Origin of the sequence: Vibrio rhodolitus (assembly GCF_003350325.1) — a bacterium.
Taxonomy (GTDB): Bacteria; Pseudomonadota; Gammaproteobacteria; order Enterobacterales; family Vibrionaceae; genus Vibrio; species Vibrio rhodolitus.
The window spans coordinates 1-26,318 of sequence record NZ_QLYZ01000033.1; the positions used below are offsets into that span (position 1 = coordinate 1).

General features: G+C 45.6%; 26 protein-coding genes, 6 tRNA genes and 1 rRNA gene. 20 read left to right on the top strand and 13 right to left on the bottom strand.

Annotated features, from left to right (window positions below):
- From DPF93_RS20355 to DPF93_RS20385, 7 genes are all read left to right on the top strand, one after another.
- The coding region (locus DPF93_RS20355; RefSeq protein WP_164675314.1) for an integrase core domain-containing protein at positions 1 to 207 on the top strand (207 nt) is incomplete at its 5' end.
- 435 nt (positions 208 to 642) lie between these two features.
- Positions 643 to 2,268 (top strand): methyl-accepting chemotaxis protein, encoded by a 1,626-nt coding sequence (locus DPF93_RS20360; RefSeq protein WP_114767856.1) that lies wholly within the window; start codon positions 643 to 645, stop codon positions 2,266 to 2,268.
- 222 nt (positions 2,269 to 2,490) lie between these two features.
- Positions 2,491 to 2,566 (top strand) — tRNA-Phe (locus DPF93_RS20365).
- A 53-nt stretch (positions 2,567 to 2,619) separates the two neighbouring features.
- Positions 2,620 to 2,695 (top strand) — tRNA-Thr (locus DPF93_RS20370).
- A gap of 36 nt (positions 2,696 to 2,731) precedes the next feature.
- Positions 2,732 to 2,807: transfer RNA gene (locus DPF93_RS20375), tRNA-Asn, on the top strand.
- Between the two features lie 36 nt (positions 2,808 to 2,843).
- Positions 2,844 to 2,919 (top strand) — tRNA-Thr (locus DPF93_RS20380).
- A 34-nt stretch (positions 2,920 to 2,953) separates the two neighbouring features.
- Positions 2,954 to 3,029 (top strand) — tRNA-Asn (locus DPF93_RS20385).
- A gap of 64 nt (positions 3,030 to 3,093) precedes the next feature.
- Here the strand turns inward: DPF93_RS20385 and DPF93_RS20390 are convergent.
- The 9 genes from DPF93_RS20390 to mlaF all read right to left on the bottom strand — a co-directional run bounded on the left by DPF93_RS20390 (position 3,094) and on the right by mlaF (position 9,720).
- Complete coding sequence (locus DPF93_RS20390) at positions 3,094 to 4,146, bottom strand: serine hydrolase domain-containing protein (protein ID WP_114767857.1); 1,053 nt, start codon at positions 4,144 to 4,146, stop codon at positions 3,094 to 3,096.
- Between the two features lie 135 nt (positions 4,147 to 4,281).
- Complete coding sequence (locus DPF93_RS20395) at positions 4,282 to 5,025, bottom strand: 1-acylglycerol-3-phosphate O-acyltransferase (RefSeq protein WP_114767858.1); 744 nt, start codon at positions 5,023 to 5,025, stop codon at positions 4,282 to 4,284.
- Positions 5,026 to 5,146: 121 nt separating this feature from the next.
- Complete coding sequence (gene murA, locus DPF93_RS20400) at positions 5,147 to 6,412, bottom strand: UDP-N-acetylglucosamine 1-carboxyvinyltransferase (protein WP_114767859.1); 1,266 nt, start codon at positions 6,410 to 6,412, stop codon at positions 5,147 to 5,149.
- A gap of 9 nt (positions 6,413 to 6,421) precedes the next feature.
- A complete protein-coding gene (gene ibaG / locus DPF93_RS20405; protein ID WP_075652422.1) occupies positions 6,422 to 6,676 on the bottom strand; it encodes a BolA family iron metabolism protein IbaG in 255 nt (84 codons plus the stop codon).
- A gap of 14 nt (positions 6,677 to 6,690) precedes the next feature.
- Positions 6,691 to 7,002, bottom strand: a complete 312-nt coding sequence (locus tag DPF93_RS20410) for an STAS domain-containing protein (RefSeq protein WP_114767860.1) — start codon at positions 7,000 to 7,002, stop codon at positions 6,691 to 6,693.
- Positions 6,999 to 7,637, bottom strand: a complete 639-nt coding sequence (gene mlaC, locus DPF93_RS20415; protein ID WP_114767877.1) for a phospholipid-binding protein MlaC — start codon at positions 7,635 to 7,637, stop codon at positions 6,999 to 7,001. The genes DPF93_RS20410 and mlaC overlap by 4 nt, the downstream gene beginning before the upstream one ends.
- A 3-nt stretch (positions 7,638 to 7,640) precedes the next feature.
- Positions 7,641 to 8,132 carry an outer membrane lipid asymmetry maintenance protein MlaD gene (gene mlaD, locus DPF93_RS20420; RefSeq protein ID WP_114767861.1) on the bottom strand — a complete coding sequence of 164 codons (492 nt, stop codon included), beginning with the start codon at positions 8,130 to 8,132 and terminating at the stop codon, positions 7,641 to 7,643.
- Positions 8,133 to 8,134: 2 nt separating this feature from the next.
- A complete protein-coding gene (gene mlaE, locus DPF93_RS20425) occupies positions 8,135 to 8,923 on the bottom strand; it encodes a lipid asymmetry maintenance ABC transporter permease subunit MlaE (RefSeq protein ID WP_114767878.1) in 789 nt (262 codons plus the stop codon).
- Entirely contained in the window at positions 8,923 to 9,720 is a 798-nt protein-coding gene (gene mlaF / locus DPF93_RS20430) for a phospholipid ABC transporter ATP-binding protein MlaF (protein ID WP_114767862.1), read from the bottom strand. Before mlaF ends, mlaE begins: the two co-directional genes overlap by 1 nt.
- A 234-nt stretch (positions 9,721 to 9,954) precedes the next feature.
- Between mlaF and DPF93_RS20435 the strand changes: the two genes are divergently transcribed.
- From DPF93_RS20435 to mgtE, 12 genes are all read left to right on the top strand, one after another.
- Positions 9,955 to 10,920 (top strand): calcium/sodium antiporter, encoded by a 966-nt coding sequence (locus DPF93_RS20435; RefSeq protein ID WP_114767863.1) that lies wholly within the window; start codon positions 9,955 to 9,957, stop codon positions 10,918 to 10,920.
- 19 nt (positions 10,921 to 10,939) lie between these two features.
- Positions 10,940 to 11,905, top strand: a complete 966-nt coding sequence (locus DPF93_RS20440) for a KpsF/GutQ family sugar-phosphate isomerase (protein ID WP_114767864.1) — start codon at positions 10,940 to 10,942, stop codon at positions 11,903 to 11,905.
- On the top strand, positions 11,905 to 12,462 hold the full coding sequence (gene kdsC / locus DPF93_RS20445) for a 3-deoxy-manno-octulosonate-8-phosphatase KdsC (protein ID WP_114767865.1): 558 nt from the start codon (positions 11,905 to 11,907) through the stop codon (positions 12,460 to 12,462). Before DPF93_RS20440 ends, kdsC begins: the two co-directional genes overlap by 1 nt.
- Positions 12,459 to 13,022, top strand: coding sequence for an LPS export ABC transporter periplasmic protein LptC (lptC, locus tag DPF93_RS20450; RefSeq protein WP_114767866.1), 564 nt, complete (start codon positions 12,459 to 12,461; stop codon positions 13,020 to 13,022). Before kdsC ends, lptC begins: the two co-directional genes overlap by 4 nt.
- Positions 13,003 to 13,500, top strand: a complete 498-nt coding sequence (gene lptA / locus DPF93_RS20455; RefSeq protein WP_114767879.1) for a lipopolysaccharide transport periplasmic protein LptA — start codon at positions 13,003 to 13,005, stop codon at positions 13,498 to 13,500. Before lptC ends, lptA begins: the two co-directional genes overlap by 20 nt.
- A gap of 2 nt (positions 13,501 to 13,502) precedes the next feature.
- Positions 13,503 to 14,228, top strand: a complete 726-nt coding sequence (gene lptB, locus DPF93_RS20460) for an LPS export ABC transporter ATP-binding protein (protein WP_114767867.1) — start codon at positions 13,503 to 13,505, stop codon at positions 14,226 to 14,228.
- 43 nt (positions 14,229 to 14,271) lie between these two features.
- Positions 14,272 to 15,732, top strand: coding sequence for an RNA polymerase factor sigma-54 (locus DPF93_RS20465; protein WP_114767868.1), 1,461 nt, complete (start codon positions 14,272 to 14,274; stop codon positions 15,730 to 15,732).
- Between the two features lie 23 nt (positions 15,733 to 15,755).
- A complete protein-coding gene (gene hpf / locus DPF93_RS20470; protein WP_114767869.1) occupies positions 15,756 to 16,043 on the top strand; it encodes a ribosome hibernation promoting factor in 288 nt (95 codons plus the stop codon).
- A 2-nt stretch (positions 16,044 to 16,045) separates the two neighbouring features.
- Complete coding sequence (ptsN, locus tag DPF93_RS20475; RefSeq protein WP_114767870.1) at positions 16,046 to 16,492, top strand: PTS IIA-like nitrogen regulatory protein PtsN; 447 nt, start codon at positions 16,046 to 16,048, stop codon at positions 16,490 to 16,492.
- Positions 16,493 to 16,500: 8 nt separating this feature from the next.
- A complete protein-coding gene (rapZ, locus tag DPF93_RS20480) occupies positions 16,501 to 17,364 on the top strand; it encodes an RNase adapter RapZ (RefSeq protein ID WP_114767871.1) in 864 nt (287 codons plus the stop codon).
- 3 nt (positions 17,365 to 17,367) lie between these two features.
- Complete coding sequence (locus tag DPF93_RS20485) at positions 17,368 to 17,646, top strand: HPr family phosphocarrier protein (RefSeq protein ID WP_114767872.1); 279 nt, start codon at positions 17,368 to 17,370, stop codon at positions 17,644 to 17,646.
- A gap of 205 nt (positions 17,647 to 17,851) precedes the next feature.
- A complete protein-coding gene (gene mgtE, locus DPF93_RS20490) occupies positions 17,852 to 19,207 on the top strand; it encodes a magnesium transporter (protein WP_114767873.1) in 1,356 nt (451 codons plus the stop codon).
- Positions 19,208 to 19,264: 57 nt separating this feature from the next.
- On the opposite strand, the gene metH is transcribed toward mgtE, so the two are convergent.
- Positions 19,265 to 22,942 (bottom strand): methionine synthase, encoded by a 3,678-nt coding sequence (metH, locus tag DPF93_RS20495; RefSeq protein WP_114767874.1) that lies wholly within the window; start codon positions 22,940 to 22,942, stop codon positions 19,265 to 19,267.
- Between the two features lie 169 nt (positions 22,943 to 23,111).
- On the opposite strand from metH, the gene DPF93_RS20500 reads away from it, so the two are divergent.
- Complete coding sequence (locus DPF93_RS20500; RefSeq protein WP_075647657.1) at positions 23,112 to 24,401, top strand: cation:proton antiporter; 1,290 nt, start codon at positions 23,112 to 23,114, stop codon at positions 24,399 to 24,401.
- Positions 24,402 to 24,524: 123 nt separating this feature from the next.
- On the opposite strand, the gene DPF93_RS20505 is transcribed toward DPF93_RS20500, so the two are convergent.
- From DPF93_RS20505 to rrf, 3 genes are all read right to left on the bottom strand, one after another.
- A complete protein-coding gene (locus DPF93_RS20505; protein WP_114767875.1) occupies positions 24,525 to 25,202 on the bottom strand; it encodes a DedA family protein in 678 nt (225 codons plus the stop codon).
- Positions 25,203 to 26,077: 875 nt separating this feature from the next.
- A tRNA-Asp gene (locus DPF93_RS20515) sits at positions 26,078 to 26,154 on the bottom strand.
- A gap of 42 nt (positions 26,155 to 26,196) precedes the next feature.
- Positions 26,197 to 26,312, bottom strand: a 5S ribosomal RNA gene (rrf, locus tag DPF93_RS20520).
- Positions 26,313 to 26,318: the final 6 nt, after the last annotated feature.

Genomic DNA, 26,318 nt, shown 5'->3' on the forward strand with positions numbered 1-26,318 from the left:
TGCTACCAGAATGCGTTAGCAGAGAGAGTCAATGGGATACTAAAACAAGAGTTCCTACTCAATAGGTGTCAAGACATCAAAGAGCTCAACCAACTAGTAAAAGAGTCTATTAGTATCTATAACAATATGAGACCACATCTTAGCCTCGGGATGAAAACCCCAAATGAGGTTCATGAAAAAAGCCAGCTGCTAACGCAGTTGGCTTAGCATAAAACTGTCAACGTATTTTAGGACGAGACACTGTATTCAATTCTCCACCTCCCCCACACTTAGTCAAAGTCCGCCCTCCTTCCCCCGAGCTTGGTTATTTCGCGCTGGCAAAAATTCCGTTGATATTGTTGTCTAATTTACGCATTAACAATTGATTGTTTTTCATTCCACTGCCAAAATGCGCCACTTTTCAACTTGTGGCATATCCATCAGTAAAATGCTCCTTGTTTGTGTTGCGTATGATTTCACCGTCATGAATTCACACAAATAAAAACAGGAACCTGATCGCATTTCCCAAGTTAAATAGTGATAAGTCGCCAGACTTCACTGAAACATTTTTGTCATCTTTGATTTTGCATTTATCTTCTAATACTTATTTTGTCTAAGAAAATAAATCACAGTATCTATCCGCCTTTAAGCCAGTGGGGAAACATGAAACTCAAAACACAAGCCTATATTTTGTCGGCAATTATATTGACCGCACTATTAGCACTTACCGTGACTGGTCTTTGGACGCTGCGCGTTGCTAGTGGTCTTGATAATCAAGCTCGTGTAACAGAGCTGTTTAAAAGTGCCTACAGCATTTTGACCGAAGTAGAAAAAATGGCGATTGAAGGTAAGATGCCAGAAGCCGAAGCCAAAGCGCTTGCGACCCGCCTACTGCGCAACAACATCTACAAAGACAACGAATACGTTTACGTTGCCGATGAAAATATGATGTTTATTGCAGCTCCACTTGATCCTCAACTGCACGGCACTAGCTTCCATGACTTTAAAGATGGTAATGGCAATAGTGTTGGTCAGTTGATCTTGGATGTCTTAGGTCGCACTTCAGGTCAGATCGTAGAATACACTTGGACACAGAAACTGCCTGACGGCACGATTGAAGAAAAACTATCCATTGCCGAAAAAACGCCGCACTGGGGCTGGGTTGTTGGTACTGGGATCGGTTTTAATGAAGTGAATGCTCGCTTCTGGTCAACCGCTCAATGGCAGTTATTGCTATGTCTTGCTATCGCTGCGGGTATTTTCACCGTACTGATTGTCTCGATTCGCAAAATGCTGGCGCTACTTGGTGGTGAACCACAAGATGTGCGCAATGCAGTCCAAGCAGTTGCGCGTGGCGATATTCAAGCGTCATTTACAGAAGATGCGCCAAAAGGCAGTATCTATGAAGCCGTGCAGCATATGAGCTTATCTCTGGCGCAATTGGTCAACAACTTGGACTCTTCAATGGTCGCGCTGCGCCGCGAGCTTGCAAACGTAGAAGATCGCGCCTCTAGTATCGCCGAACTGACCGACTCGCAGCAGCAATCAACCGCGATGATCGCCACCGCAATGACTGAGATGGCATCTTCTGCCAATAACGTTGCAGACTCAGCCAGTGACACTGCGCGTAATACTGATGAAGCAGACAAACAAAGCCAGCACACTCAGCAGTTAATTCATAATACGGTCGACAATATCCAAGGGCTTGCTTCACAACTCGGCACAGCTAGCCAAGCAGTCGCAGACCTTGATAACGACGTTAACAATATCGTTAAAGTACTGGATGTGATTGGTGATATTGCTGAACAAACCAACCTACTCGCTCTGAACGCCGCAATCGAAGCTGCGCGTGCGGGTGAGCAAGGGCGTGGTTTTGCAGTGGTTGCTGATGAAGTGCGCAACCTAGCAGGTCGCACTCAGTCGAGCACAAAAGAGATCCAACAAATGATCTCCAACCTACAAGAAGGCTCGCGCAATGCCATCCAAACCATGGATGTGTGTGCTGCGACCAGCCAAAGCACGGTAGAAGAGTCGCAAAACGCCTCTGAAGCTCTGCAGCAAATTGTTGTCGCATTAGAGTCTATTTCTCAGATGAGCCACCAAATCGCCACTGCAGCGGCAGAACAAACTGAAGTGAGCGATGATATTTCCATGCGTATAAACATGATTGAAGAGAGCGGCAGCCAACTTAGCAATGTGGTAACTGAGAGTCACAACAGTACACAAAGCTTAACTCAACTCGCTAACGAGCTAGAAAATTGGATGAGCAAGTTTACTGTTAAGCAGTAAACAATCGCTAAACCGACAAAAGCACGCATGTTTGCGTGCTTTTTTTCTATCAGTGACCAAACAATTGCTATGCTTTTAAGCCAATAATATGGCTTTATTCATGGCTACCATGGGCATAAACGAGCAAAAACAGCCCATTAAGTACAGAAAAGCAACAAACGATATTTTTTTTGCAATTTAATGTTGACCTGAAAAGCGAAAAGCCGTTTAATACACCTCGTCGCCCGGATAGCTCAGTCGGTAGAGCAGAGGATTGAAAATCCTCGTGTCGGTGGTTCGATTCCGCCTCCGGGCACCACAATTTCTCGTTGTTGGTGCTTAGCACGAACGACAACAAAAAGAATACAGTGCGCCGACTTAGCTCAGTAGGTAGAGCAACTGACTTGTAATCAGTAGGTCACCAGTTCGATTCCGGTAGTCGGCACCACTTATTTTAGTGTTTTTATAACACAAACAGAATAGTTCCTCCTTAGCTCAGTTGGTAGAGCGACGGACTGTTAATCCGCAGGTCGCTGGTTCGAGCCCAGCAGGAGGAGCCACTTTCAATCGATGAGATTTAATCTTGTTGATGATGTGCCGACTTAGCTCAGTAGGTAGAGCAACTGACTTGTAATCAGTAGGTCACCAGTTCGATTCCGGTAGTCGGCACCACTTATTTAGTGTTTCATAACACAAACAGAATAGTTCCTCCTTAGCTCAGTTGGTAGAGCGACGGACTGTTAATCCGCAGGTCGCTGGTTCGAGCCCAGCAGGAGGAGCCACATTAAGAAGCCATGTCGAAAGACGTGGCTTTTTTCTTATCTGCTGTCGTTTAGATAAACTCCGCTAAAGCAAACTCGCCAGTAATCGCACTGCCTCTAAAGAAGGCATACTCGCTAAATCATAATTTCCGCCCGTTGCCACTATCACAGCATCTTGATTGGGTAGCATCACGATATATTGCTCGCCGATTCCATTTGCCGCAACCGCCCCTGGTATTTGTGATAACTGCCAAAAGTGCAAGCCATAGCCCATGCTATAGCTATGAAAAGCACTTGAGCGCAACATATCAAACCAATGAGAAGCCACGATCTGCTTACCTTGATATTGACCACGATTTACCCACATCAAACCAAACTTACCCATATCCAGCGGTGACAACATCAATCCCCAATCGGCACCTGGTTCATTACTGCCATGTTGAGTCTGCCAGCGATAGTCCTCGATACCTAAAGGTTGAAACAGTTTTTCTTTCATCACCACCGCAAACGGCTTGTGATAAAGGCGTTCAATAATCTTCGATAAACCCACCGTTGAGAGTCCGCTATAAGCAAAGCGGCTGCCCGGCTCAAAAGAGAGCTTAGTGCTTAAAAACATCGCCTGTAGATCTTCTGCCATGTAATGACGCGCAAAAACGTTGCCAGAGCCTTGTCGATACGAAGTTGCCAATTCATCCAGCGCATAGCCCGTCGACATGTTCATCACATCGCGCACTGTGATCGCCATCTTGGCGCTGCGGTCGTCCTGCTGATACTCAGGAAAGAGGCTAAATACTGGCACATCAAGATTCGCTAGCCTGCCTTCATCAATGGCTATAAATATCAATGTGGCGACAAATGACTTAGTAACAGAATGAACGTTGTGTAGCTTGTCTGCGCCTACTGGCACGCTGGAGGTCTTTTGCGTGCCATAAGTCCCACCACCCTGCCTATGAAGCTCAAACACCTTCTCTGTGCCCTGCCAGGCGATCAATGAGTGGATATTATTAGCTTTACCACTCTTTACTCGCTCTTCAACGGGTGAAAACCTCTTTTCGCTCTGTACTACTTCCACTTCCTTTTGCCCGCATCCTGCGAGCATAAGCAGCCCAAATAGCATTGCTAGCATTCGATAAGCCATTTTGCTCCCTTCTTGCTTTCGATTTGGGCGTACTAAAACAAAAACTGGCGAGCATTACAGCGTGCTTCATCAGGCATAAAAAAAGCGTGCGACCAATCGCACGCTTTTTAGCTCTTTTAAGGCAAAGATTCACAGTTAGCTGGCGACTTTCTTGCCCGCTTGATTAAGCTGTTTTACTTCATCATCTAGCTCAATCAGTTTCGCTTCCATTTGTTCACGACAAGTATTTGCTAGTTCACGAACTTGTTCTTTGCGGTAACCTTCAGTGCTTACCGGTGGCAACATCTCAACAATCACATGCCCGTTGTCCCAGCGGTTAAGCTTAATGCCATCCGTTGAGCTACACACAATTGGGATCACGCCAACCTGCGCGCCAATCGCGGCATGGAAGGCGCCTGTTTTAAACGGCAGTAAACCACGACCACGTGAGCGCGTTCCTTCTGGGAACATCCACACAGAAACATCACTGCTCTTCATGTTGTCCACTACTTGATCAATCGTACCCACCGCTTTGCTACGGTTAGCACGGTCAATCAAGATATTACCCGTAAGCCAGTAAAGCTGACCGAACAGAGGTAGCCAAGCAAGGCTCTTCTTACCCACTGTCACCACTTTTGGCGTTACGGCAGAAGATACTGTGAACAGGTCCCAGTTATTCTGGTGGTTAGCGATGTAGATGTGTTGACCACGGGTGTAAGCATCCTCAGGAATGCGTAGATCAAGCTTAATGCCGAACACTCGTGACATCTTGCCGAACAGACGACCAAAGGTGAATACGTGTTTTGGGTTGCGTGGGCTTAATAAGCAGTAGCCACAACCAAATACAAACATAACTATCGCGAAAATCACGACGGCGAAAACACGCAGTAGTGCAATCATTAATGCTCTCCAGATACGTATGGGAAAGAATAGTGGTCATAATCTAACGGATCTTACGACCATAAAAAAGCCGAAACTAGGTTTCGGCTTACATTTGTTAGCTAAAATTAGCTAGCAGAGATTAATTGCTGTCACGAAAACGTTCGATTTGAGCGCCCAGCGCTGACAGTTTATCTTCAATCTTATCGTAGCCACGATCGATGTGATAAATACGGTCAACAATGGTTTCGCCCTGCGCGATACAACCAGCGATAACAAGGCTAGCTGATGCACGTAGGTCCGTTGCCATCACTTGCGCAGCGCTCAGCGTATCAACGTCACCACAAATCACTGTATTGCCCTCAATCTCAGCTTTAGCACCCATACGCATTAGTTCTGGTACGTGCATAAAGCGGTTTTCGAAGATTGTCTCAGTAATCACACCGCCGCCCTTCGCCATCATATTGAGTAGCGTAAACTGCGCTTGCATATCTGTCGGGAAGCCTGGGTGCGGAGCAGTACGGATGGTAACCGCTTTAAGCTCACGATCCGTCATATCGACAGAAATCCAGTCTTCACCAGTTTCTACTTTCGCGCCCGCCTCTTCTAGCTTAGCCAGAACCGCTTCAAGCAAGTGAGCATGAGTATTGCGACACACGACTTTACCGCCAGAAACCGCAGCTGCCACAAGGAAGGTACCAGTTTCGATTCGGTCAGCAACAACTGCGTGTTTACCGCCACCTAGACGCTCAACACCTTCGATAGTGATGGTATCAGTACCTGCACCAGAAATTTTTGCACCAAGCTTGTTAAGGAAGTCTGCAGTATCGACAATTTCAGGTTCGCGCGCAGCGTTGTCTAAAACTGTTTTACCTTCCGCTAGCGTTGCCGCACACATAATGGTAATCGTCGCACCAACGCTCACTTTATCCATCACGATATGCGCACCCTTAAGGCGACCATCAACGTTAGCTTTTACGTAGCCATCTTCAAGAGTGATCGTCGCGCCTAATTGCTCTAGACCATGGATATGCAGGTCAACTGGGCGAGCGCCGATAGCACAGCCACCAGGTAATGAAACTTGACCTTGACCAAAGCGTGCAACCAATGGACCTAGCGCCCAAATCGATGCACGCATCGTTTTAACGAGATCGTATGGTGCGCAGTATTCATCAATACTACTTGGATCCACATGAACTGAACCATTACGCTCAACTTTAGCGCCAAGGCGTTTAAGCAGTTCCATTGTCGTGTCGATATCACGCAAGTGTGGAACATTACTTACTTCAACTGGCTCTTCTGCCAAAATTGAAGCAAACAAAATCGGAAGGGCAGCGTTCTTCGCACCCGAAATAGTGACTTCACCCACTAATGGCTGCGTAGAACCAGTTACTCGAAATTTTTCCATTACTAAACCTTACAGTGACATCAGCTTCTTATCGCGCGCCCATTCTTCTGGCGTGTATGCCTTGATAGAAAGAGCATGGATGTCATTTCTTTGAATATACTCCATAAGTGGAGCATAAATAGTTTGTTGTTTCTTAACGCGGCTCATTCCATCGAAACAAGCATCAACAGCGATCACTTCGTAGTGGCTACCCTCGCCCTTCACGTGTAGTTCTTCTAGATTTAGTGCTTCGTTTAATATCTGTTGTACTTTAGCGCTATCCACAATTTACCTCTAAATTAATTCTTTATGTGCTCAGCAATGTATTTATCTACATTGCTCAATGCCAGCAAAGTGCTGAGTTGCGTTGGCACGAAGCTGAGCATTATATGACAGTTTCGCTTTTTTGCATGCTCTAAAAGATGAATCAACATCACCATACCAGCAGAGTCGACTCGCTCAACCTGCGCCAAACTAATCTCTAGCTCAGCTTGGCTGGGCTGCCAGGCTTTAAACTGTGCCCATAGCTCTGGCACAGTATCGCGACTGAGCGCACCAAGCAGTGCGCCAACGTTATCACTATCTTGTTGCCATTGAGAGTGGGCTATCATTGTTTCGCCTCAAAGCGAATTGGTTGAGCAGCTAACGCATCAAGATCTTTGGCTACCGAAAGCACACCTTCTTGGCGCAACTTGCCGCTCCATTCTGATTGCTTGCTCGAAAGCAAACTAATGCCTTCCGCAATCATGTCGAATACTTGCCACTCACCATTCTTTTTATTCTTACGCAATTTGAATTCTAGCTTGATGTTCGGACGTGGCGCGTCAACGATATCCACTTTTACGCTAGTGATCGATTTACTCGCATCAATTGCTTGCTCTGGTTCAAACTCTAGCTCTTGATCAGTATATTGCGTCAGCACTTGAGCGTAAGAAGCGATCAGATAACCACGAAACGATTCCATAAATGTCATCACATCAGCTCTTTTGGCCTTTTTCACATTCGGACCCAGCACTTTTAACGCCGCGTACTTGTAGTTGACGTAAGGCATCAACTCTTCATCAACAATCGTCTTAAGGTGATTAGGATCTTGTTTAATAATGTCTTGCTCGGCTTTCAAACGCTCAAAGGCGATGTCAGCAACGCTTGTCATCATTTGGTATGGTTGGGTTTTATCAATTTCAGCTGCGCTCACTGCCGTAGGCAACAGCAAGGCAAACAGTAAAGTAAAAAACTTCTTTAACATCATTTACTCTCCAGAGTCAGACTCAGAACCACCGCCAACGCTATACAGAACTTGTCCAATCAAGTCCTCAAGCACTAAAGCTGATTTGGTATCTTCAATATAGTCGCCGTCCGCCAACATCTCTTCATCATCAAATACAAATCCCGGTGTCAGACCGATGTATTGTTCACCGATTAAACCTGAAGTTAAAATCTGCACACTTGATGTTTCTGGAAACTGGTCAAATTGGCTGCTGATAGCCATGTTCACAACGGGTAGCAGTGATTCTGGGTTTAAGCTGATCGCGGTCACGCGTCCAACTACCACCCCACCGACCTTAACTGGTGAGCGCACTTTTAAACTACCAATATTATCGAACTCAGCATTTACGGTATAAGTATCGTTCGAGCCGATACCTTTTACGTCAGCAACTTGAAAAATCATAATCAAGACTGCGCAAATTCCAGCCAAGACAAAACTGCCAACCCATAATTCTGTTTTACGTGTCTGTTGCATTATTAATTCCCAAACATCAATGCGGTCAGTACGAAGTCTAGTCCAAGTACTGCCAAAGAAGAGTGTACCACTGTGCGAGTAGTCGCACGGCTGATGCCTTCCGAAGTAGGAATCGCATCATATCCATTAAAAAGCGCAATCCAAGTTACGGTAATGGCAAAGACGAAGCTCTTAATAAAGCTATTACCGATATCTTGTCCAAGGTCGACAGACGCTTGCATCGTTGACCAGAAGCTGCCGTGATCAATGCCTTTCCAATCAACGCCAACTAACTGACCGCCCCAAATGCCGACTGCCATAAAGATCATTGCCAGCATTGGCATAGAGATAACCCCTGCCCAAAAACGAGGTGCAATCACGCGTTTTAAAGGGTCAACTGCCATCATTTCCATCGATGACAACTGCTCAGTCGCTTTCATCAAGCCAATTTCAGCCGTCAGTGCGGACCCCGCACGTCCAGCAAACAGCAAAGCGGTAACGACTGGTCCTAACTCACGTAGCAAAGAGAGCGCAACCATCTGACCAAGCGCACCTTCGGCGCCGAAGTCAACTAAGATCACGTAGCCTTGTAAACTTAAAACCATGCCAATAAACAGCCCCGATAACACAATGATCAGCATAGATTGCACGCCAACACTGTAGAGCTGTTTGATCAATAAAGGGGCATTTTTAAATGGCTGAGGTCGACTTGCGAGTGCGCCAAGCAACATCAAGGTCGCACGTCCAAACGTTTGGCAAATCGCCATCGAACGTCGACCTGTCGCCGCGACAAAATTAGTTAGAAAAGACATCATTGAAACAAGTCCTCAGCGATAGATTTAGCTGGGAAACGAAATGGTACCGGACCATCCGCGTCGCCAAGTAAGAACTGCTGAACTTGCGGATCAGGATTGGCGCGTAATTCATCGGGAGTACCACAAGCAATCACTTGACCATTGGCCAAGATATAGACCCAATCGGCAATACTCATCACTTCGGGCACATCATGAGAAACCACCACCGATGTCACTCCTAAAGCTTGATTCAAGTTACGGATCAGCTCCACCAGCACACCCATAGTGATCGGATCCTGACCAACAAAAGGTTCGTCATACATGATAAGTTCCGGGTCGAGCGCAATGGCGCGTGCCAATGCCGCACGGCGCGCCATACCACCTGAAAGCTCACTTGGCATCAACTGCGCGGCTCCGCGCAAACCAACCGCTTCCAGCTTAAGCAATACCAAGGTATGGATTAGCTCTTCGCTAAGCTGGGTATGTTCACGAAGGGGGAAAGCGACGTTATCAAAAACGTTGAGATCGGTAAAAAGTGCGCCAGATTGGAAAAGCATGCTCATTTTTTTACGTATTTGATAGAGCTTACGGCGACTTAATCGAGGAATGTCGAGACCATCAAATAACACTTCACCACTGTCAGGAGCAATTTGCCCACCGATCAGTCGCAACAGCGTTGTTTTTCCGATCCCGGAAGGTCCCATGATGGCTGTCACTTTGCCTTTTGGGACATGTAGGCTTACGTTATCAAAGATCTTTCTTTCTCCACGTGAGAAAGTCAGATTATTGACCGTAACCAAATCACTTGATGACATTAGGTACTCGTCGTCAGAATCCTTGTTTAATAGGCAATCATAAGCAGAATGTTGCCGAATTAAAAGCACTGTTCAATTAATTGTGAACCACCTAGTAAGGGCGCTCTCTCGTTATACCTTCTTGCAATTACATAATGTGCAACAAATAATTCAATCTTCAGCTTCCCTTTTATACTGCAACAAGTCAAAATTGGCGGTTAAATTGTTCAGTTTGTAGATAAGTTAGGAAATATCATGTTTGAAGCGGTTGCGTTCCTTATAGTCGGTCTTATTTTCTTGGTATGGAGTGCCGATCGATTGGTTTATGGTTCTGCAGCGCTGGCTAGAAACTTCGGTATTTCACCATTAGTGATCGGTATGACCATCCTTGCGATGGGCTCATCAGCTCCAGAAATGATGGTATCTGCAACTGCTGCTCTCGATGGCAAAACAGACACTGCCGTGGGCAACGTTTTAGGCTCTAACATTGCCAATATCGCCTTGATCCTTGGTATCACCGCGTTAATTAAGCCACTGTCGATTAGTTCTGCAGTGCTACGTCGTGAGCTGCCTCTGATGATTGTCGTCACTCTAATTGCTGGCGCTATCTTGTGGGATAATCACCTAGGCTTTATGGAAGGGGTATTATTGTTAGCGCTGTTTGTCGCGTTTATTCTGGCAATGCTACACATTAGCCGTAAGGAAAAGCAAAATGGCGATGTGATGCTAGATGAACAAGAAGCCGAAGTCCCAGAAGGAGTCAGCAATAGCAAAGCGGCATTTTGGGTTGTGGTTGGTCTGATTGTTCTTCCACTCTCTGCCGATGCACTGGTTGATAGCTCAGTGGTAATTGCAAAATACTTTGGCATGAGTGACTTAGTAATTGGTCTTACTATTATTGCTGTCGGCACTAGCCTACCTGAACTCGCTGCCTCTGTAGCAGGCGTGATGAAAGGTGAAGATGATATGGCAGTCGGCAATATCATTGGTTCAAACGTATTCAATATCCTCGCAGTAATGGGGATCCCTGGCATTCTTAACCCATCGATACTAAGTGAACTGGCGATGGGACGCGACTTCTGGGTGATGCTTGGCGTATCGTTACTTCTGGTTGCCATGGCACTCGGTAAATCTCGCAGTATTAATCGCATTGAAGGCTCGATTCTTTTTATCGTTTTCATTGCCTACCAAGCTTATTTAATCGTCAATATGACCGCTTAATCAATTTCGGGAATTTCAGATGTTTGACTACCGCCAAGCAGCACTTGATGTGCTCAATACTGAAGTAGAAGCATTACAACAACTTGACCAATATTTCGATGACAGCTTTATCAAAGCATGCGAAACCATTTTGAATAACAAGAATGGTAAAGTCGTCGTAATGGGCATGGGTAAATCCGGTCATATTGGTAACAAAATTGCAGCAACCTTAGCCAGTACCGGCACGTCGGCATTTTTCGTTCACCCAGGTGAAGCAGCGCACGGCGATCTCGGTATGATTGAGCCAGGCGATATTGTGCTGGCAATTTCTAACTCAGGTGAAGCACATGAGATTTTATCGCTCTTCCCTGTGCTGAAACGTTTGCAAATCACCATCATCAGTATGACGGGTAAGCCATTATCAAATATGGCTAAGCTCGCCGATGTTCACCTACAAATTACGGTGGCAAAAGAAGCCTGCCCGATTCAACTCGCACCAACGTCTAGCACCACTGCGACTTTAGTCATGGGTGATGCATTAGCGATGGCTTTGATGCAAGCGCGTGGCTTTACCGCTGAAGACTTTGCTCTATCTCATCCAGGCGGCGCGCTAGGACGTAAGCTGTTACTGAAACTGGAAGACATTATGCATACTGGCGATAAACTGCCATTAGTGTCACCAGATACACTGATCCGTGATGCGCTATTAGAGATCAGCCAAAAAGGCTTAGGCATGACTGCCGTTGTCGATAGCCAACAACAATTACAAGGTATTTTCACCGATGGCGACTTACGTCGTATTTTAGATAAGCGCGTAGACATTCATACTACGCATATCGGTGAAGTCATGACGAAGAACCCAACTGTTGCCAGCCCTAACATGCTTGCGGCAGAAGGGGTAAACTTAATGCAAGAGAAAAGCATTAATGGACTACTGCTTTGCCAAGAGAACCAGGTGGTCGGCGCGTTGAATATGCACGACTTACTAAAAGCTGGAGTAATGTAATGACGGCAAAAATTGCCACGCTTTATGGTCACGTAGAACCAGAAATCCTCGCGATTGCCAAACAAGTCAAACTGTTGATTTGTGATGTAGATGGCGTGTTTTCTGATGGTCTAATCTACATGGGGAATAATGGTGAAGAGTTAAAAACTTTCCACACCCGTGACGGCTATGGCGTAAAATCATTAATGAATGCGGGGATTGAAATTGCCATTATTACTGGGCGCCGCTCGCAGATAGTGGAAACTCGCATGAAAGCACTCGGTATATCTCTGATTTATCAAGGTCAAGATGACAAAGTCAAAGCATACCAAGACATTTGTCGCCAACTGAATATTGCTCCAGAGCACACTGGCTATATTGGCGATGACTTGATTGACTGGCCGGTAATGGAGAAAGTTGCGCTGAAAGTCTGCGTAGCAGATGGTCACCCCCTGTTGGCGCAACGCGCAAACTATGTGACTCACATTCGCGGTGGTCATGGTGCAGTGCGCGAAGTTTGTGATTTAATCTTACAAGCTCGAGATGAACTAGATGTACATAAAGGTTTAAGTATATGAGTCTCTCTCGTATCGGCTATTTAGTTCTGCTTATCATTATTGCAGCCTCGGGCTACTACTTAATGCAAGAGCAAGCTGAATACGATATCCACGTTGAGCCCGATGTTGAGCTACCAGTCTTTACTGGTAGTGGACTAATTAATACCTCATACAATGAGCAAGGTACGCGTAGCTACGTGATTACCTCAGAACGTTTGGACAATTACGCTAGCAATGGCGAAACTATTTTTGTCAAACCAGTTCTAAAAGTGTATCAGCAAGGTGATATCCAAGAATGGCAAATTACCGCAGAGCAAGGCGTCTTAACCGAAGATCATATCTTGACGCTAAAAACCAATGTTCTTGGCAAAAATTTATTACCTGACTCCGGATTTGATACTTTAGCGACTGACACATTAAGTATTCAGTTAGATAATCGTGATTTTTGGGCTGATAACCAAGTAATCTTAGTTGGACCTCAGTTTGAAACCGTCGGTCAAGCGATGAAAGGAAACTTCGCTGAAAATACCGCGACACTCTACAAACATGTACAAGGCAGATATGAAACTCTCACACCTTAGTTTAATTGCCTGTTTGTTTGCTTCAACACAAGCGTTGGCGCTGTCTACAGACCGCGACCAACCTGTATACATTGATTCAGACAGTCAGCAGCTTGATATGCAAAGCAACCAAGTCACCTTTCTCGGTGATGTAAAACTGAAGCAAGGCAGTATTAATATCAATGCTGATAAGATCGTTGTCACGCGTGACAAAGATGATGGCTCAATCAAGAAGATTGAAGGCTTTGGCAAACTTGCCACCTTCTCTCAGCTTACCGATGATGGCAAAACATTACACGGTGAAGCAAAAGAGCTTTACTACGATGTAAACCAAGATCAACTGACAATGATTGATCAAGCCATGCTGGCGCAAGACGACAGTGAAATTCGTGGTAACCACATCCGCTACCATATTTCATCGCAAAAACTGATTGCTGATGGTAAGCAAAAAGGCGATCGAGTCACCACGGTACTTCAGCCACAAGCAGTACAAGAATAATTATGGCGATTTTAAAAGCAGAGCACTTAGCGAAAAGCTATAAGAACAGAAAAGTGGTTTCTGACGTAAGCCTAACGGTTGAGTCAGGACAGATTGTCGGATTGCTAGGGCCAAACGGTGCGGGTAAAACCACCTCGTTTTACATGATTGTGGGTCTAGTCGCGCGCGATGAAGGCACGATTAGCATCGATGGACAAGATATTAGTATCTTACCGATGCACAGCCGCTCTCGCATGGGTATTGGCTACCTACCGCAAGAAGCCTCTATCTTCCGTAAGTTGTCCGTTCAAGACAACATCATGGCTGTATTGGAAACGCGTGAAGAACTGACGCGTGAAGAACGCCAAGATAAATTGGAAGATTTATTAGAGGAATTCCACATTCAGCACATACGTGAAAGTGCAGGTATGGCACTATCAGGGGGCGAGCGTCGACGCGTTGAGATCGCGCGTGCGCTAGCGGCAAATCCACAATTTATTTTGTTAGATGAGCCATTTGCTGGTGTTGACCCTATTTCGGTTATCGATATTAAAAAGATCATTGAGCATTTACGCGATCGTGGCTTAGGGGTATTGATAACTGACCATAACGTTCGAGAGACACTCGATGTATGTGAAAAAGCCTACATCGTTAGCCAAGGACATTTGATTGCAGAAGGGACACCAGACGACGTGCTTAACAACGAACAAGTTAAGCAAGTTTATCTTGGTGAACAATTCCGACTATGATTAATAAAAAGTCTGTAGAACTTTATAAGGCACAAATTACTGCATGAAACCCTCATTACAACTCAAGCTAGGACAACAGTTGGCGATGACGCCACAATTGCAACAAGCGATCCGTTTGCTGCAATTGTCGACATTAGACCTTCAACAAGAAATCCAAGATGCTCTGGATTCTAATCCACTACTTGAAGTGGAAGAAGGCAATGAAGACAGCTCCACCAGCGATGAGAAAAATGTAAATGAGGAGAAAGAAAGCGTATTAGAAGCTTCCGAGATGGAGCTGCCAGATAGCTCAGAACTGATTGAGAAATCGGAAATCAGCTCTGAGCTTGAAATCGATACCACTTGGGATGATGTTTACAGCGCTAACACTGGCAGCACAGGCATCGCTCTTGACGATGATATGCCGGTTTACCAAGGTGAAACCACTGAATCACTGCACGATTATCTTATTTGGCAACTCGACCTTACTCCGTTTAGCGAAACCGATCGCACCATCGCATTAGCCATCATCGATGCCATAGACGACTACGGCTATTTGACCATCTCGCTTCAAGATATTTTAGAAAGCTTTGATCATGAAGAGATTGAGCTGGAAGAGATCGAAGCGGTACGCAAGCGTATTCAGCAATTCGATCCTCTCGGCATGGCGTCGATCAACTTACAAGATTGCTTGTTATTGCAACTGGCAACCTACCCTGAAGACACCCCATGGCTAAACGAAGCTAAACTAGTATTAACTGACCATATTGATCAGTTAGGCAATCGTGATTACAAACTGATCATTAAAGAAACTAAGCTTAAAGAAGCAGAGTTGCGTGAAGTTCTCAAACTGATCCAACAACTTGACCCGCGCCCAGGCAGTCGCATCTCGACTGAACATGCGGAATACGTGGTTCCTGATGTCTCGGTGTTTAAAGATCATGGTAAGTGGGTCGTCACGATTAACCCTGATTCCATTCCGCGTTTGAAGGTCAATCAACATTATGCGGCAATGGGAAAAGGCAACAGCGCCGATAGCCAGTACATTCGCTCTAATTTGCAAGAGGCGAAATGGCTAATCAAAAGCTTAGAGAGCAGAAACGAGACGTTGCTCAAAGTTGCCAAGTGTATTGTTGAACATCAGCGAGATTTCTTCGAGTATGGCGAGGAAGCCATGAAGCCGATGGTGCTTAATGATGTTGCTCTTGATGTGGATATGCATGAATCAACCATTTCACGTGTCACCACACAAAAATATATGCATACACCGCGTGGCATTTTTGAATTGAAGTACTTCTTCTCTAGTCATGTCAGCACTGATAATGGCGGAGAATGTTCATCGACTGCAATTCGCGCTTTGATTAAAAAACTAGTGGCGGCGGAGAATACCGCAAAACCACTCAGTGATAGCAAAATTGCAGCTCTACTCGCTGACCAAGGGATTCAGGTAGCTAGACGAACAATAGCCAAATACCGCGAATCACTGGGCATTGCCCCTTCAAGTCAGCGCAAACGCCTACTGTAGGCAGCAACCGAGAAGGAAAGTCTATGCAAATCAATATTAATGGCCATCACGTTGATCTTACCGATTCAATGCAAGACTACGTAAACGAAAAGTTTCAAAAGCTTGAGCGTTTCTTTGAACATATCAACAGTATCCATGTGGTATTAAAAGTTGAAAAACTTCGTCAAATCGCTGAAGCTACCCTTCACGTCAATCAAGCTGAAATACATGCGTCTGCGGATGATGAAAATATGTATGCGGCTATCGACTCTTTAACCGACAAATTGGTTAGACAGCTTAATAAGCACAAAGAAAAATTGAACAGTCATTAACTATGCAACTTAGCGAAATCCTTACATTGGACTGCACCAAAAGTGCAGTCCAATGCACTAGTAAGAAACGTGCTCTAGAAATGATCAGTGAAATTGTTGCTGAACAAACCGGGCAAAATCCAACCGAACTCTTTGAATGCATGCTTAGCCGCGAGAAGATGGGCAGTACTGGCATTGGAAATGGAATTGCCATTCCCCATGCTCGTATGCACTCAAGCGATAAAGCGGTCGCAGTCTTAATGCAATGCGAAAGCCCAATTGAGTTTGATGCTATTGATAACCGTCCTGTTGACTTGTTGTTTGCCCTACTCGTACCGGATGCGCAGTGCAAAGAGCACCTCAAAACCCTTTCTTGTATGGCTGAACGTCTCAATGACAAACAGATCCTAAAGCAGTTACGTAAGGCTGAATCGGATCAAGAGCTGTACGACATCATGATCAACAGGTAGTCGTCGAAATGCGTTTAATCGTCGTGAGTGGTCAATCTGGCGCAGGTAAAAGTGTTGCTTTACGAGTACTGGAAGATCTTGGTTATTACTGCGTTGATAACCTTCCTGTAAACATGCTGGATGCGTTTATCCATTCCATGCGTGACAGTAAGCAAAACGTTGCGGTAAGCATTGATATCCGCAACCTGCCGAAAGAGCCCTCTTTGGTCGAAGATGTCCTGACAAAACTCAAACAAGAGAGCGATGTGAGTGTGCTCTTCTTGGACGCCAATAAAGATACGCTGCTGAAACGCTACAGTGAAACACGACGAATTCACCCGCTATCGCTTAGCCATGAAAACACCTCCCTTGAGCAAGCGATAGAAAAAGAAAAAGAAATCCTCTCACCGCTTAAAGAGCATGCCGATCTCATCATCGACAGTAGTAATCAATCACTGCACGATTTAAGCGAAAGCGTGCGCCTGCGCGTCGAAGGACGAGAACGCAAAGACTTAGTCATGGTGTTCCAATCATTTGGTTTTAAATACGGCTTACCGAGTGATGCTGATTATGTCTTCGATGTCCGTTTTCTCCCGAATCCACACTGGGAACCAGATTTACGTCCATTAACCGGATTAGACGCACCAATTCGCGCTTTTTTGGAAAGCCATCAAGACGTGATCGAATTAAAGCTGCAAGTACAAAAGTTTATCGAACACTGGCTGCCACTGTTAGAGAAGAACAACCGCAGCTATTTAACCGTCGCGATTGGATGTACTGGTGGTAAACATCGCTCAGTTTATCTTACTCAACAAATTGGTCAGTACTTTGCCGACTTAGGTCACCAAGTCCAAATTCGTCATACTTCGCTAGAAAAAAATTTAAAGGATTAACCCATGCTACAAGAGAGCAAAACTGTCCTAATTCAAAACCGCTTGGGTCTCCACGCTCGCGCTGCAGTAAAGTTAGTTGAACTGGCTCAGTCATTTGATGCCATACTGACTATTCAAAGCCATGAAGGAAAAACTGCAACCGCAGATAGCGTAATGGGGCTTTTAATGCTCGAATCTGCGCAAGGTGAACATGTGACCATTTTGGCTGAAGGCAGTGAAGCCACCAGCGCATTAGATGCTGTTTGCCAACTAATCGAGCATAAGTTCGACGAAGACGAGTAATTGTCTCCCTGTGACCTTCCTTGCTTGAGGGAGGTGTGTTGTATCTTATCCCCCACCTCCGCAGCCCAGGTTTTCACTTCAACATCAGCTTGTAGTGAAATATTTCACAGCTAGAGCAGTTTTTCTTAACACTCTCTTATTAAACAAGTTGTAAAATTAAGTTACTATTCAATCCATTGTAAGCATATAGAGTCAGGGGGAATAAATGGCAGAGCAAATAGAATTCGATCAAGCTCACCAAGCCCTGCAAGAAGTCACTGAAGCTCTAGAAAATGGGCGTTTTGTCCATGTCCGCCGCCAACTGCAGGATATGGAACCGGAAGATATCGCCCATCTATTAGAGGCATCACCACGTAAAAGCCGTGAAGTTCTCTGGCAACTTACCGATCCTGAAGATTATGGTGAGATCCTCGATGAACTAAGCGAAGACGTAAAAGATGATCTGGTGTCTCGCATGGCACCTGAAATGCTGGCGGAAGCTACCGAAGGTATGGACACCGATGATGTCGCATACGTACTTCGAAGCCTACCCGACGACGTTTCGCGTGAAGTCTTATCCCAAATGGACGAAGAAGAACGTCTACGCGTTGAAACGGCGCTATCTTATGCCGAAGATACTGCCGGTGGTTTGATGAATACCGACGTTATCACGATTCGTGGTGATGTCGATATTGACGTTGTATTACGTTATTTGCGCATGCGTGGTGAACTACCAGAAGCAACCGACGCCTTGTACGTTATCGATGAAGAAAACCGCCTGATTGGCGAGTTATCACTGGTGACCGTACTCACTACCCAACCGGACGTTCGCGTTGCGGAAGTGATGGAAGATGCCGACGACGCCATTGAAGTTACGATGAAAGACTCTGACGTCGCAAGCTTGTTTGAACGTCGAAATTGGGTATCGGCACCAGTTATTGATGAAAACCAGCATCTCGTCGGTCGTATCACCATCGATGACGTGGTTGACGTTATTCGTGAAGACGCTGAACACTCGATGATGAGTATGGCGGGTCTGGATGATGACGAAGATACCTTTGCTCCGGTCGTCAAATCAGCGCGAAAACGCAGTGTTTGGCTAGGTGCTAACGTACTTGCAGCGCTAGCTGCCGCATCGGTCTCCAACATGTTTGAAGCCACTTTGGACCAAATGGCAGCCATTGCGGTATTGATGACTATCGTGCCATCAATGGGCGGGGTTGCCGGTAACCAAACCGTTGCACTGGTTATTCGTGGTCTGGCACTTGGTCATATCGGTGATGCCAACAAACGTGAGCTACTAATGAAAGAAGCGGCAATCGGCTTCTTAAACGGCATTATGTGGGCACTGATCATCGGTGGTATTGTTGTCGCTTGGAAAGGCAACTGGATGCTCGGTGGTATTATCTCAGCTGCCATGATGACTAACTTGTTAGTCGCGGGTATCGCCGGGGTATCTATCCCTATCGTGCTGAAAAAAATGAATATCGATCCGGCACTGGCAGGCGGTATGGCATTAACCACGGTAACCGATGTGGTTGGTCTCTCGGTATTCTTAGGTCTGGCTACGATACTTATCTAGTGATTTAAAGTATAAAAAAGCGCTGTAACAACAGCGCTTTTTTGTTTATAAAACCAATCAATTAAGATTTGGACCAAGCCACTTCTCAGCTTCCAGCCTATCCCAACCCTTACGATCGGCATAACTCTGCGCTTGATCCTCTTGGATCTGAGCAATAGCAAAATAGCGCGAGTCTGGGTGTGAGAAATACCAACCTGATACCGACGCACCAGGCCACATAGCATAACTGGTTGTCAGTGACATACCTATCGTCTCTTCAACTTTGAGCAACTCCCACAGCGCACCTTTCTCAGTATGCTCAGGGCAAGCCGGGTACCCCGGAGCAGGACGAATACCTTGGTACTTTTCACGGATCAAATCATCGTTAGATAAATCTTCATCCGCACTGTAACCCCAAATCTCTTTACGCACTCGCTCATGCAGATATTCAGCAAAGGCTTCGGCGAGACGATCCGCGACAGCTTGGATCATAATCGCATTGTAGTCATCACCTTGCGCTTTAAACTCATCTGCAAGCTCACGTTCACCAACGCCGCCTGTAACTGCAAAGCCACCAATCCAGTCCAACTTACCTGACTCTTTTGGCGCGATATAATCCGATAGACAGTAATTAAACCCTTTTGGCTTTTCAGTCTGCTGACGCAAGTTATGCAGTACTTTCGCCACCTCTGTACGCGACTCATCAGTATAAACTTCAATATCATCGCCGACACTGGCAGCAGGGAACAACGCACACATACCGCGCGCTTTGAGTAGCCCTTCGCGTTCAATCTTATCTAACCAATCGTTGGCATCTTGGAATAGACGCTGCGCTTCTTCACCCACTTCTTCATGCTGCAAGATAGTCGGATACTTACCGACTAACGACCAAGTCATGAAAAACGGCGTCCAGTCGATATACTTGCGTAATGTAGCGACATCAAAATCATCAAACACATGCACACCAGGTTTGGCTGGTGCTGGCGGCGTATAAGCCTCCCAATCGATCGCCACCTTATTGGCGCGCGCTTGCTCAAGCGTCACTGGCTTAGTACGAGGTTTCTTGCGGTTATGTTGATCACGTACACGAACATAATCCGCATCGAGTTTTTCAACAAAAGGTGGACGCAACTCATCGGAAAGTAGCGAGGTACACACGCCCACAGCTCGTGAGGCATTATTAACATACACCACTGGGTGTTTATAATTCTGCTCAATCTTCACCGCAGTATGCGCTTTCGATGTGGTCGCGCCGCCAATCAATAGCGGCAAGTCAAAATCAAGCCGCTCCATTTCTTTGGCTACATGCACCATCTCATCCAGCGATGGGGTAATCAGCCCTGAGAGACCGATAATATCGACATTCTCTTCTTTGGCGACTTTGAGGATCTGTTCACACGGCACCATCACACCGAGATCGATAATTTCATAGTTATTACACTGCAAAACCACGCCAACGATATTCTTACCAATATCGTGCACATCGCCCTTCACCGTTGCCAGTAGGATCTTACCATTTGAGCTGCCAGCTTGTTTTGAGGCATTGATGAATGGTTCTAAGTGCGCAACCGCCTGCTTCATTACTCGAGCAGACTTCACAACCTGCGGAAGGAACATCTTACCTTCACCAAACAAGTCACCGACCACGTTCATACCATCCATCAGCGGACCTTCAATCACCTCTAATGGCTTAGATGCATTGAGGCGAGCCTCTTCTGTATCTTCAACGATAAACTCGGTAATGCCTTTGACCAATGCATGCTCGAGACGTTTTTCAACCGTCCAACTACGCCACTCCAGCGCAGCAGCATCTTCCTCTTTGCCGACACCCTTACCAGCATACTCTGCCGCAATATCAAGCAAACGCTCTGTACCATCATCGCGGCGATTGAGCACAACGTCTTCCACTGCCTCACGCAGTTTATCTGGCACGTTATCGTAAATTTCCAACTGACCAGCATTAACGATGCCCATATCCATACCGTTTTTGAAACAGTGATAGAGGAACACCGCATGAATCGCTTCACGTACATAGTTATTGCCACGGAACGAAAATGACACGTTTGAGACGCCGCCAGAGATCATCGCATGGGGTAAATCGCGCTTAATGTCCGCTACTGCCTCAATAAAATCGACGGCATAGTTATTGTGTTCTTCAATGCCGGTCGCAACGGCAAAAATGTTTGGGTCAAAAATGATATCTTCTGGCGGGAATCCAACCTCATCGACCAAAATACGGTAAGCATTAGTACAGATCTCTAACTTACGCTCACGAGTTTCCGCCTGACCAACTTCATCAAATGCCATCACCACGACAGCGGCGCCAAAGCGACGAATGATCTTTGCCTGCTCAACAAACTTCTCTTTGCCTTCTTTAAGAGAAATCGAGTTAACCACGCCTTTGCCTTGAATGCATTTAAGGCCTGCCACGATCACTTCCCATTTAGAAGAGTCGACCATGATTGGCACTTTGGAAATTTCCGGCTCTGATGCACACAAATTAAGGAAGCGAATCATACAGGCTTCAGCATCTAACATGCCTTCATCCATGTTGATGTCGATGATCTGTGCGCCATTCTCGACTTGCTGTCGAGCAACATCTAACGCTTCATCATAGAGTTCTTCTTTGATCAAACGTTTAAAGCGTGCCGAACCCGTCACGTTAGTACGCTCACCAACGTTAACAAACAGTGTCTCTTTCTCAATCGTGAGTGGCTCTAGCCCCGATAAACGGCAAGCAACCGGAAGATCGGGTAAAGCACGCGGCGTAACGCCTTCAACTGCCATCGCCATATGGCGAATATGCTCAGGCGTGGTACCACAACAGCCACCAATTAAGTTAAGGAAACCACTTTGCGCCCACTCTTTAACATGCTCCGCCATATCTTCAGGAGAGAGATCATATTCACCAAAAGCGTTTGGTAGACCGGCATTAGGGTGAGTTGAAACAAACGTTTCAGAAATGCGCGACAGTTCCTCAACGTAAGGACGCAGCTCATCAGGACCAAGGGCACAGTTAAGACCAAAGGAAATCGGTTTAACGTGACGTAGGGAATTGTAGAAAGCTTCTGTGGTTTGCCCCGAAAGAGTACGACCGGAGGCATCAGTAATCGTACCGGAAATCATTACCGGTACTTCAACATCCAACTCTTCCAAGACACTATCCACTGCGAAGGCACACGCTTTGGCATTCAGGGTATCGAAAATCGTTTCAATCAGAATCAGATCAGAGCCACCTTTGATGAGTGCGCGAGTTGATTCTGAATAAGCGTCGACAAGCTCATCAAAAGAGACATTACGATAACCAGGATCGTTAACATCGGGTGAGATAGAACAGGTACGGTTAGTCGGACCAAGTACGCCAGCAACATAACGCGGCTTCTCTGGCGTTTTTGCCGTCCACTCATCTGCTGCTTGGCGAGCTAATTGCGCTGCGGCAAAGTTAATTTCTTCACTAAGGCTCTCCATGTCATAGTCAGCCATAGCGATAGTTGTCGCGTTAAACGTATTGGTTTCAAGAATATCCGCACCCGCTTCTAAATAAGCATTATGGATATCCTTAATCAAACCTGGCTGAGATAAAACCAACAGATCGTTGTTGCCTTTAAGATCGCAGTGCCAGTTGGCAAACCGATCACCACGATAATCTTGTTCTTCCAGTTTGTAGTCTTGAATCATGGTGCCCATACCACCATCGATCAGCATAATACGTTGCTTAAGCTGCGCTACTATCTGTTGTCTTAACTTGCTTCCCACAATACAGCCTCATTCCTTTGTTTGTACTCCCATCCTATCACAGAGAAAAAAGGAGTCTAGACGTCTAAAAAACTAAATTACTGACAATCTATTGATTAAATAGTGTTTGCCATTTGCCACACTTAGGCACAAAATTCCTATTTACAATTTGTAACATAAGAGTCCCATCATGTCGGTCTACTACACTCTTTGCTTTTTATCCGCCGCGGCAATGTTAATTGCCTTTATAAACAGCAAAATAGGTAAGATGCAAACCACCATTGCGATTACCGCCGGTTCGATGATGCTGTCATTGCTCATCTTGATCGCGGGTCAAAATGATTGGTTCCAACTCACTGAAATTGCATCCAGCACCATCGCCAGTATAAATTTTGAAGATTTCTTACTTAAAGGCATCCTCGGGTTTCTGCTCTTTGCCGGTGGTCTTGGAATTAAGCTCTCCAACTTAAAAGACCAAAAGTGGGAAATTACCGTTTTAGCGCTTGGCGCGACTCTCTTCTCCACTTTCTTTATCGGTTTTGCGCTTTACGGATTCTGCCAAATCATCGGAATTCACTTTGAACTGGTCTACTGCCTTCTCTTCGGCGCTCTGATCTCTCCCACTGACCCAATCGCAGTTCTTGCCATTGTCAAAAAGCTAAATGCACCCAAACGCATCTCTACGCAAATTGAAGGGGAATCACTATTCAATGATGGTTTCGGCTTAGTTATCTTCGTCACTATTTACACCATCGCCTTCGGTAATGAAGCACCAACAGTGGGCAGCGTAAGTATGCTGTTTTTACAAGAAGCGGTCGGCGGCATTGTTTATGGTTTCGCGCTAGGTCTAATTTTTCATTATCTGATTAGTGCCACTGATGACCACTCAATGGAGCTACTACTCACTATCGGCATCCCAACCGCTGGTTATGCGTTTGCTGAAGTACTGCATGTGTCAGGACCGCTTGCAATGGTGGTATCAGGTATCATGATTGGTAACTGGACACGCTATATCGGTTTTTCAAAAGAGAGTGAAGATCACCTAGACCACTTTTGGGAGTTGGTCGATGAATTCCTCAATGGCTTACTGTTCTTGCTGATCGGTATGTCGATGCTGCTGTTTGAATTCCACAAAGAAGACTTCATCCTAATGGCATTTGCAATTCCATTGGTGCTAACTGGACGTTACTTAAGTGTCTTCCTTTCATACATCGGCTTTAAACGTTACCGAAGCTACAACTCGTGGTCGATTCGTATTCTTACATGGGGCGGGTTAAGAGGTGGACTAGCACTAGCAATGGCACTATCAATTCCAGCAGGCATTTGGGTTATTCCCGATAAGCTCATCGACGTGAAAGAGATCATTCTCGTCATGACCTACTCAGTGGTTGTTTTCTCAATCCTAATTCAAGGATCAACCATTACTCCTATGATAGAGAAAGCCAAACAAGAAGAAAAAGAAGCTCAAAAGAGCGAGTAAATCTCAGATGAAATAATAAAGGCAGCCATTTGGCTGCCTTTACTCGTTAAAGAGGTTGTTGGTTAGCTTTTAGATCATGATAGCCCAAAAGGAACATGGCAACCCAAAAGCTATATCAACGGATTAATGCTTCACTTTAGCCGCTTGCTGCTCTTGCCAAACTTTACGTAGACGAACAGTAACAAAACCAAGCAGTGCTGTAACCAAGGTGATCACCGGCGCAGCCATTAAGCCCATCGTGACCAATTTGCTGATGTTTTCAGGTAGCAGCGGCAACAACATACCAAATGAGCAAAGCAGTAATGTCCATAAGATAGCACTCAGCCAAGCAAAGTAATGGAATTTGTTGACCTTATTCGCACGCATACCCATCATCAGCGGCAATAGAGAACGAACAACAGGAACGAATCGCGCACAAAACAGAGCAACGAGACCATGCTTACCCAAAAGCACATCAACTTGCTGTAGGCGTTTCTGTGGTACCGCGTTCACCCATCCTTGAACCTTAGGTAAGCGGTTTAGCCAACGTCCTTGCACATACGCAGCCCAACTACCCAGAGCCGCACAGGTTGCGATTAAAACCAAAATTAATACTGGGTCGAGCACACCAACTGCCGCTAAGGTACCCGATAACACCACAACGCTATCACATGGGAATGGCGCAGCAGGAATAAAACCACTTTCTAAGAAAATCAGTGCACCGACAACGAAATACACCATAGCTGCGCTGCCTGGAGACATCAGCGTAGTAAAGTCTTGATGCCAAAGCGCCATCAAAACATCAATAATTGAATCCAACATTTTGTAACCTCATAAACCAAATCAAATAATATTTAAGCGATTGAGGGTCTATGTCGGCTATGGATGAAGCGGTAAATCAAGTTAGACTCATAGTAACCCTTTGCTCGAAAAGCGGTACTACCATCAATATAACGATAGTAGGAGGAGCTAAGCGCACTATTCAAGGCGTAGATTGAGTCGGTAACAGGTAAAAAAGAAGCAGTTTGATTTTGTCGCTCAGTTGATTTAACAAGATAGCGATTAACAAGGCTATGTAGAGGGTTAGAATGACGTTTTGCTTCGAAACCAAGGGCAACGCTCGTGCTTGCGGGTTGAAGCTGATGAGTAACGTTATAGGATGCTAAATTTTGAGAAAACAGCTCCTGATCCGTCGCCGAAGATAGCAACAGAGTAAGACAAGCCGCTGATAGCATTCCCATCAATCGCAAAGCGATTCTCCACACCAAGTTGTTTAGCCATAAAGCTAGAACGATCAATTCTACAGGCGTTTTAGCGCCACTAGAGAATTAGTTCAATAGAGATCATCTATCGTAAGCATTAACAAAATAAACACCTGATAATGCACGTATATATACCTATAAAAATCAGGGCTATAGAGTAAAGGAGAGTATAGAACTGAGATTCGAGAGCCACTCGCTGAATCATAGGATGGTAAGAGAAGAGTAAGAGAGTAGAGGTGAGATTATAGAAACGCCCGTCTAAAGATCGACATCAAGATGAATCGCTCACTTGTTTCTTTTCGCGAAGAGAAGCATCAAAGATGCTGAACGTTCTCGATTCCCACATCTGTAAGTGAGGCGTTAGCCAAACGTTCCAATTTCACTTTCGCAGAATGTGAAAAAGCCCTGCTATTTCTAGCAGGGCTTCTCAATAAATGGCGGAGTGGACGGGACTCGAACCCGCGACCCCCGGCGTGACAGGCCGGTATTCTAACCAACTGAACTACCACTCCGCAGTGGCTTACTCGCTATCAAGCAAGTGTCCATAATATAAAGCCTGGCGATGTCCTACTCTCACATGGGGAAGCCCCACACTACCATCGGCGCTAATTCGTTTCACTTCTGAGTTCGGCATGGAATCAGGTGGGTCCAAATCGCTATGGTCGCCAAGCAAATT

Coding starts and splice junctions, on each gene's coding strand:
- DPF93_RS20360 (WP_114767856.1), top strand. CDS start 643: ATGAAACTCAAAACACAAGCCTATATTTTGTCGGCAATTATATTGACC.
- DPF93_RS20390 (WP_114767857.1), bottom strand. CDS start 4,146: ATGGCTTATCGAATGCTAGCAATGCTATTTGGGCTGCTTATGCTCGCA.
- DPF93_RS20395 (WP_114767858.1), bottom strand. CDS start 5,025: ATGATTGCACTACTGCGTGTTTTCGCCGTCGTGATTTTCGCGATAGTT.
- murA (WP_114767859.1), bottom strand. CDS start 6,412: ATGGAAAAATTTCGAGTAACTGGTTCTACGCAGCCATTAGTGGGTGAA.
- DPF93_RS20410 (WP_114767860.1), bottom strand. CDS start 7,002: ATGATAGCCCACTCTCAATGGCAACAAGATAGTGATAACGTTGGCGCA.
- mlaC (WP_114767877.1), bottom strand. CDS start 7,637: ATGTTAAAGAAGTTTTTTACTTTACTGTTTGCCTTGCTGTTGCCTACG.
- mlaD (WP_114767861.1), bottom strand. CDS start 8,132: ATGCAACAGACACGTAAAACAGAATTATGGGTTGGCAGTTTTGTCTTG.
- mlaE (WP_114767878.1), bottom strand. CDS start 8,923: ATGTCTTTTCTAACTAATTTTGTCGCGGCGACAGGTCGACGTTCGATG.
- mlaF (WP_114767862.1), bottom strand. CDS start 9,720: ATGTCATCAAGTGATTTGGTTACGGTCAATAATCTGACTTTCTCACGT.
- DPF93_RS20435 (WP_114767863.1), top strand. CDS start 9,955: ATGTTTGAAGCGGTTGCGTTCCTTATAGTCGGTCTTATTTTCTTGGTA.
- DPF93_RS20440 (WP_114767864.1), top strand. CDS start 10,940: ATGTTTGACTACCGCCAAGCAGCACTTGATGTGCTCAATACTGAAGTA.
- kdsC (WP_114767865.1), top strand. CDS start 11,905: ATGACGGCAAAAATTGCCACGCTTTATGGTCACGTAGAACCAGAAATC.
- lptC (WP_114767866.1), top strand. CDS start 12,459: ATGAGTCTCTCTCGTATCGGCTATTTAGTTCTGCTTATCATTATTGCA.
- lptA (WP_114767879.1), top strand. CDS start 13,003: ATGAAACTCTCACACCTTAGTTTAATTGCCTGTTTGTTTGCTTCAACA.
- lptB (WP_114767867.1), top strand. CDS start 13,503: ATGGCGATTTTAAAAGCAGAGCACTTAGCGAAAAGCTATAAGAACAGA.
- DPF93_RS20465 (WP_114767868.1), top strand. CDS start 14,272: ATGAAACCCTCATTACAACTCAAGCTAGGACAACAGTTGGCGATGACG.
- hpf (WP_114767869.1), top strand. CDS start 15,756: ATGCAAATCAATATTAATGGCCATCACGTTGATCTTACCGATTCAATG.
- ptsN (WP_114767870.1), top strand. CDS start 16,046: ATGCAACTTAGCGAAATCCTTACATTGGACTGCACCAAAAGTGCAGTC.
- rapZ (WP_114767871.1), top strand. CDS start 16,501: ATGCGTTTAATCGTCGTGAGTGGTCAATCTGGCGCAGGTAAAAGTGTT.
- DPF93_RS20485 (WP_114767872.1), top strand. CDS start 17,368: ATGCTACAAGAGAGCAAAACTGTCCTAATTCAAAACCGCTTGGGTCTC.
- mgtE (WP_114767873.1), top strand. CDS start 17,852: ATGGCAGAGCAAATAGAATTCGATCAAGCTCACCAAGCCCTGCAAGAA.
- DPF93_RS20500 (WP_075647657.1), top strand. CDS start 23,112: ATGTCGGTCTACTACACTCTTTGCTTTTTATCCGCCGCGGCAATGTTA.
- DPF93_RS20505 (WP_114767875.1), bottom strand. CDS start 25,202: ATGTTGGATTCAATTATTGATGTTTTGATGGCGCTTTGGCATCAAGAC.